The sequence below is a fragment of the Vibrio sp. Vb2880 genome, assembly GCF_033337975.1.
In the GTDB taxonomy this organism is placed as follows: Bacteria; Pseudomonadota; Gammaproteobacteria; order Enterobacterales; family Vibrionaceae; genus Vibrio; species Vibrio alginolyticus.
The window spans coordinates 40,618-47,899 of record NZ_JAWORT010000030.1 but is presented as its reverse complement, the minus strand read 5'-3'; the positions used below and the strand labels follow the sequence as shown (position 1 = coordinate 47,899).

Sequence of the window (7,282 nt, the reverse complement as noted above, 5' to 3'; positions counted from 1 at the left end):
AATGGAGGCGCCTCCCGGAGTCGAACCGAGGTCCACGGATTTGCAATCCGCTGCATAGCCACTCTGCCAAGGCGCCTCATTTGTGAATAAAGCTAAGCTTTTTCACCACCCTTTCGAGCCGTGCTCTCTTGGGTACGGGATGCATTCTACGGATTCGAGCGATCGAGTCAACACTATTTTTATTTTTTTAAATCGTTTGACTAGAATTTGTGCGAAAGACGATGGATTGCTTAGTTTTAATACTAAAAATCGCTTAAATACACTTGTTTATCATAAAACTTTGGCTACGCCTTACACTGCTGGCCGTGCGTTGCGTGCATTGAAGTATTAATAATCAGAAGACTCGCCTCTCTAAGACTCTCCAAGGACAAAAACAAGACTTAGATCACAAATAGAACTCTATCGAAGCAAAAGCCCCAGATACAAATTGCAAACATGGCCGTTAGCAAGCATTGAAAAGCGGGAGAAGCCAAAAAATGCTGTAGATTGCCTTAGATACAAAAAAGCAGGCTATTAAGCCTGCTTTCTAACATCAGAATTTAATGGTGCTCTTCATTCAACAGATCGTCTTTCGCAGCAGCCAAATATTGAATCATTGACCAATATGTCAAGAAAGTTGCCACATACAAGGCCGCAAAGCCTAGCCAAACCATCCATTCATCGTAACGCCATATCAACACCCATAAGGCGAACATTTGCGAAACAGTTTTTACTTTGCCAACCCAAGATACCGCAACACTTGCTCGCTTACCGATTTCAGCCATCCATTCTCGCAATGCTGAGATAATGATTTCTCGCGCAATCATCGTTACCGCAGGAATGGTCACCCAAATTGAATGATAATGTTCCGTGATTAGAATCAATGCCGTTGCCACTAGCACTTTATCAGCGACAGGATCAATAAACGCGCCAAAACGAGAAGTTTGGCCAAGTTTACGGGCCAACATGCCGTCAAGCCAGTCAGTAAAACCCGCTACCCAAAACACCATTGCTGCTGCAAACGGTGCCCATGAATAAGGTAGATAAAAGACAACCACAAAAACAGGGATTAGGAACAGTCTAAGAAGAGACAGAATGTTCGGGATATTCAAACGCATTTTATTATTCTCTTACACATTGCGGCTTAATGTTGCGCGATTTTCCTTATTGTTTCAATGCTTGGAAAATAATTTCTGCTAAAGAGTGACTTATTCCCGGTACTTTGGCGATTTCTTCGACACTTGCACGTTTAAGTTCTTGTAACCCACCCATGTACTTGAGTAACGCCTGACGTCGTTTAGGGCCGATTCCTTCAATCCCTTCGAGTGCACTCGTACGTCTGGTTTTACCTCGCTTAGCACGGTGCCCCGCTATAGCATGGTTATGGCTTTCATCACGAATATGTTGGATAAGGTGCAGCGCAGGAGCATCGCTTGGTAAATGAAACTCCTCCCCATCGACTGTAATCAGCGTTTCTAAACCTGGTTTGCGAGTAACGCCTTTTGCAATACCAATCATGATGGGACGCTTTGGCCAATCCCCCCAATATTGCGAAATGATGTCATGCGCACGATTTAACTGACCTTTACCGCCATCGATAAAGATGATGTCGGGAATTTTCTCTACGTCCAATTGCTTCGAATAACGGCGCTCCAACGCTTGTCCCATTGCTGCGTAATCATCACCACCGGTAATCCCAGTAATGTTGTAGCGACGATACTCTTGCTTTACGGGGCCTTCGTTGTTGAACACCACACATGACGCAATCGTGCTTTCCCCCATCGTATGGGAGATATCAAAACATTCCATTCGAGCTATAGACTCCAACTTCAATGTTTCGCGAAGCGCATGAAAACGCTGATTAATCGTCATCTTGTGATTGATTTTTGTGGTAGTCGCCGTTAGTGCATTCGTGTTCGAAAGCTTGAGATACCTTGCTCGAGAGCCAGTTGGCGACGTATGAAAATGAACCTTACGGCCTGCCACTTCACTTAACGCTTTCTGTATTGGCGCAATATCTTCTGCCAACTCTTGATTCAAAATAATACGAGAAGGAATTGTACGTGCTTCGTTATGGCTCAAATAGTATTGAGTCAGAAAACTATCGAACACTTCCTGCTGGCTTGTATTTTGTGGGATTTTCGGAAAATGGCTACGGCTACCAAGCACTTTGCCTTGGCGTATCATCAGGATATGGATACACGCGATACCATTCTCCTGAGCAAACCCGAGTACATCCATATCATCCATGCTGTCTTCTGAGACGTACTGCTGCTCTTGAACACGCCTAATCGCTTGGATTTGATCGCGAAATTTAGCGGCATCTTCAAAGCGTAATTGCTGACTGGCAACTTCCATTTTCTCAATCAACTGTTTGAGTACTTGCTGATCTTTGCCTTGCAAAAACATGCGCACAAAGCCAACCAACTCTGCATATTCTTCATCAGAAATGATGGTATTAACGCATGGTCCTGCACAGCGACCAATTTGGTACATCAAACATGGGCGCGTTCGGTTGGAATAGACAGTGTCTTCACACTGGCGCACAGGAAATATCTTTTGCAGCAAATGCAATGTTTCTCTTACTGCACCAGAATCTGGGTAGGGGCCAAAATATTCACCTTTGCGCTTCTTGGCGCCACGGTGGATAGAAAGCCGTGGGTGCTTATGACCGCTAATAAAGATATAAGGGTAAGACTTATCATCTCGCAGCAACACATTGTATTTCGGTAAATACTGCTTGATGTAGTTATGCTCTAAGATCAGCGCTTCTGTCTCAGTGTGAGTCACCGTGACGTCTATTTTGGCGATATTACTGACAAGCGCGCGAGTTTTCTCACTGTCTACTTTTTTTCGAAAGTAGCTTGAAAGGCGCTTTTTAAGGTCTTTGGCTTTACCTACGTAGATTACAACAGCTTCGGCGTTGTACATTCTGTAAACGCCGGGCTGATGAGTTACTGTCTTGAGAAAGGAAGCCGAATCGAAAGGAGGATTCACGCTAAAGGGTCTCGGTGTCCAGCATTCCGTGGCGAATCGCTAAGTGAGTTAACTCAACGTCACCATTAATGTCCAATTTACTAAAGAGTCGGTAGCGATAGCTGTTGACTGTCTTTGGACTTAAATTAAGTTGCTCAGAAATATCCGTTACCTTTTGGCCTTTGGTGATCATAAGCATGATCTGCAATTCACGTTCGGATAAGTCTTTAAAAGGGTTCTCAGAGGCTGGAGAAAATTGACTCAATGCCATCTGCTGCGCAATCTCTGGCGAGATGTAACGCTGCCCACTATTAACTACACGAATCGCATTCACCATTTCGTCAGGGCCAGCACCTTTGGTTAAATAACCAGACGCACCTGCCTGCATCACCTTGGTTGGAAACGGGTTTTCTGTATGAACGGTAAGTACGATGATTTTCACATCAGGATTCACGCGAAGAATTTTTTTAGTGGCTTCCAAGCCGCCAATTCCTGGCATGTTCATGTCCATTAAAACGACGTCAGCATGATTACTGCGACACCATTTTACTGCATCTTCACCGCTGTCAGCTTCTCCTGCTACGTTCATTCCACGGACGTCTTCAATAATACGTCGTATCCCTGTGCGAACCAGCTCGTGATCATCTACAAGGAAAACATTTATCAAACTTGTATCTCCACACTTTGTATTGGTTCTGCACCCACATAACCATTATTTGTTAAATGTGGATATCAGTATGACTGCCTATATACTAACGTAATCGACAAAAAATTGCTTTCTATGAATATGTGCTGAAACGCAAACTTTAGCAAGAACTTATTCATAAACCACTCTATTATTTTAGAGCGTGATGAGCAGAACCGAAATCTAAGAAAAGACAATTAACAACATTAAGTACAATAAATCAAGTAACTAGGTTTCATATTGCCCAGAGAAACACGCTATAACTTAAAATGACACTGTCCCTCTTGCACCAAAGACTAACTTGTAATCACTAATTCCAGCAAAAATTTGAGACGCTTTCTTTACTGGTTATTTTCACAGTTCTTAGTGTTAAACTAACGTTCTTCAAGTTTTCTAAGGTTTCTCACATTTGAATATTCAACAAGGCTTCCTGCTAACTCGACAGGCACGAGACATCAAAGGTCAAACTCAAATCGAGCTGTGGCTTTCGACAGAAGCAGGTCCTACTCAGTTACTTATTAATGGTGAGAAGCCAGTATTTTTCATCGCTCAGAAACACTCAGAGCAAGCAAAGACACTCGCACGAGAAAAAAACATATTCGTCGACATCCGCCTTTTGGATCTCAAAACGTTTGAACATACGCCTCTTGCTGCCTGCTATACCAATGTAACCAGAGACGCTCTCGCACTCAAAGACACATTCGCTCAAAAAGATATCACTACGTATGAAAGTGATATTCGCCTCGCCGATCGCTACCTAATGGAGCGTTTTATCAAAGGCAGTATCGAGTTTACAGGCAATGTGACTCGCACCAATGGCTACCAACGCGTCCAGAGCGCAAAATGCCGTGCGGGGCAATATGAGCCGAAGTTAAACGTTGTCTCGTTAGATCTAGAATGCTCTGAGAAAGGCATTCTTTACTCAATCGGATTAGACAGCGTCATGGATTCCCGCGTTATCATGATCGGAGAACCAGAACCTTCGGAGACACCGATACAATGGGTTAAGGATGAAAAAGCGCTTCTAGAAGCACTCATCGATTGGTTTAAAAAATTCGACCCCGATGTCATTGTCGGTTGGAATGTCATTGATTTTGACTTTCGTCTGCTACACAAACGAGCAGAATGGCACAACATGAAGCTAATGCTTGGCAGAGCAGACCAAGCCAGCTTTTTTAGAAGTTCATCTCAAAGCCAACAAGGGTTTATCTCCATTCCCGGGCGAGTTGTGATGGATGGTATCGATACGCTAAAAACGGCTACTTACCACTTTCGATCTTGGTCATTAGAGTCTGTATCTCAAGAACTCTTGGGGGAAGGTAAAGAAATCCACAACGTGCATGACCGCATGGATGAGATCAATCGTATGTACCGCTCCGACAAACCATCGCTGGCTAAATATAATTTACAAGACTGCGTGTTAGTGAATAAGATTTTCAATCACACTCACCTGCTTGACTTTGCAATAGAGCGCTCTCGTCTCACTGGTGTCGAACTGGATCGTGTCGGCGGTTCGGTTGCAGCATTCACAAACCTATACATGCCTCAGATACACCGAGCAGGCTACGTTGCTCCGAACCTACACCCTGAAAATTGGATTGCCAGCCCCGGAGGTTACGTGATGGATTCCATCCCTAACCTATATGATTCTGTTTTAGTATTGGATTTTAAGAGTCTATATCCATCGATTATTCGCTCTTTCTTGATTGATCCTATGGGTTTAGTTGAAGGGTTATTGCTCGATATTGGAAAAGAAGAAAATCAGGCTGTACCTGGCTTTCGCGGTGGGCAGTTCCATCGTACGAAACACTTTTTACCAGAAATGATTGAAAAGCTTTGGGCAGCACGTGATGTTGCAAAGAAGAACAATGAAAAAGCTTTTTCTCAGGCAATCAAAATCATCATGAACTCCTTTTATGGCGTACTGGGCTCATCGGGATGTCGTTTCTTTGATACTCGGTTAGCTTCTAGTATTACCATGCGCGGACATGAAATCATGAAGCAAACTAAGGTGCTGATTGAGGAGCAAGGATATCAAGTGATTTACGGCGATACGGATTCCACATTCGTGTCGTTGAATCGACCATACAGTCAAGTAGAAGCTGACGCTGTTGGAAATCAATTAGTTGATTACATCAACTCTTGGTGGCAAGAACACCTGCGTTCTGAGTACAACCTAACATCTATGTTGGAAATCGAGTATGAAACCCATTATCGCAGATTCCTTATGCCAACGATTCGTGGCGCAGAAACTGGCTCGAAAAAGCGCTATGCGGGTTTAATCGGTGAAGGAGAGCAAGAACGGATTGTATTTAAAGGGTTAGAAAGTGCCCGTACTGACTGGACCTCGTTAGCTCAGAAATTTCAAAATACACTCTATAGCATGATTTTCCATGGTGAAGATCCAAGCGACTATGTCCGAGAGATGGTTGAGAAAACTAACAACGGTGAATTTGATGAACAGTTGGTGTATCAAAAGCGACTGCGCAGAAAACTGCATGAGTATCAGAAGAACGTCCCGCCACAAGTGCGCGCAGCTCGTTTAGCGGATGAGATAAATGCCAAGCTTGGCCGCCCATTACAGTATCAAAACAAAGGACGAATTGAATACATTATTACCGTGAACGGCCCTGAACCTTATGAGTACCTCAATAGCCCGATTGATTATCAACATTACATTGATAAACAACTCAAACCCGTTGCAGATGCGATTCTCCCTTTCATTGGGACGGACTTTGACAGGCTTTCAGCGCCACAAATGGGGTTGTTTTAGCCGATACGAAACTCTGTTTTCTGGTACTGTTTGACTAACCAATCACCAAACGCATCAATTAGCCCGATAACAGAACGCTTGGGAATCCCCCGGCCAGAAAGTAAAATTTCTAGCCGCTCGATCTCAAGCTGCTTTTCAGGATGATAAGTTAAGAATACCTTGCCACACTCTACGGGGTCATCAAACCAACGTTTATCTCGATACATCACCAAAGAGTATGACGCTCTTAGTAACTTTTTAGCAATCACGCGCTGGGCGGCCACCTGCTCTTCTATCGTCTTCGCTTGTACGATTTTTTTGCGATAAGCCGTAATCCAATCTTCCACATCCATATTCCAGTGCTTAGCAATTTCCCAACTTGGGACGTAATCACCAAAACAGTCTGCTAGATCATCACCATAAACACAGACACAGCAATGCTTAAGCATAAAGCCCCAAGTGAAAATACTATCTAAATTAGCTACTTCGCTCACTAAGGCTGTACGGACCGATACACCATTAACGTGAGGGTAACTCTGCTGCGCACGCCACTTAATTGTGTTGAGCAAAGTCGCGCGATTGTGCTCAAAGGATGATTGAGTAACGACAACCAGGTCTAAGTTCGACTTCCCTGCGATCGCTGTTTTACGAGCAACACTACCGTATACATAAACGCTGTGTAAGTTTTGCCCCAGTCCACCTTTGAGACAAGCGGTGACTTCCCTAATTAAAGGCGCAAACTCTGGTTGAAATGGTTGTTTAGGATCGATAACAGGCAGAGACATGACTTAAAACGTGTTCTCAGATGGTTCAAGAAGTTGGGCTATATGTTCTCTTAGCCGACTCACTGAATCAAGTCCATTCAGGTGTTTAGTCATGGGAGTAACAAC

5 protein-coding genes and 1 tRNA gene are annotated in these 7,282 nt (G+C 43.8%); 1 reads left to right on the top strand and 5 read right to left on the bottom strand.

Features of this window, described 5'->3' with window-relative positions:
• Positions 1-2: 2 nt before the first annotated feature.
• The 4 genes from R7M92_RS22375 to uvrY form a co-directional block, all read right to left on the bottom strand.
• Positions 3-76: transfer RNA gene (locus R7M92_RS22375), tRNA-Cys, on the bottom strand.
• Positions 77-539: 463 nt separating this feature from the next.
• Positions 540-1,097: a CDP-diacylglycerol--glycerol-3-phosphate 3-phosphatidyltransferase gene (gene pgsA, locus R7M92_RS22370; protein ID WP_005394805.1), complete on the bottom strand. Its 558-nt coding sequence runs from the start codon at positions 1,095-1,097 to the stop codon at positions 540-542.
• A 46-nt stretch (positions 1,098-1,143) separates the two neighbouring features.
• Entirely contained in the window at positions 1,144-2,976 is a 1,833-nt protein-coding gene (uvrC, locus tag R7M92_RS22365) for an excinuclease ABC subunit UvrC (protein WP_318134326.1), read from the bottom strand.
• Position 2,977: 1 nt separating this feature from the next.
• The gene (gene uvrY / locus R7M92_RS22360; protein WP_005386783.1) at positions 2,978-3,622 is read right to left on the bottom strand and encodes a UvrY/SirA/GacA family response regulator transcription factor; all 645 of its coding nucleotides are present in this window, start codon (positions 3,620-3,622) and stop codon (positions 2,978-2,980) included.
• Between the two features lie 427 nt (positions 3,623-4,049).
• On the opposite strand from uvrY, the gene R7M92_RS22355 reads away from it, so the two are divergent.
• Positions 4,050-6,413 carry a DNA polymerase II gene (locus R7M92_RS22355; protein WP_213866463.1) on the top strand — a complete coding sequence of 788 codons (2,364 nt, stop codon included), beginning with the start codon at positions 4,050-4,052 and terminating at the stop codon, positions 6,411-6,413.
• Here R7M92_RS22355 and R7M92_RS22350 read toward each other — a convergent pair.
• A complete protein-coding gene (locus tag R7M92_RS22350) occupies positions 6,410-7,177 on the bottom strand; it encodes a hypothetical protein (protein ID WP_005386779.1) in 768 nt (255 codons plus the stop codon). The genes R7M92_RS22355 and R7M92_RS22350 overlap by 4 nt on opposite strands.
• Between the last annotated feature and the right edge of the window lie 105 nt (positions 7,178-7,282).

What these genes read in the sequence shown, in the direction of transcription:
- pgsA (WP_005394805.1), bottom strand. Translation starts at nt 1,097, where the DNA reads ATGCGTTTGAATATCCCGAACATTCTGTCTCTTCTTAGACTGTTCCTA.
- R7M92_RS22350 (WP_005386779.1), bottom strand. Translation starts at nt 7,177, where the DNA reads ATGTCTCTGCCTGTTATCGATCCTAAACAACCATTTCAACCAGAGTTT.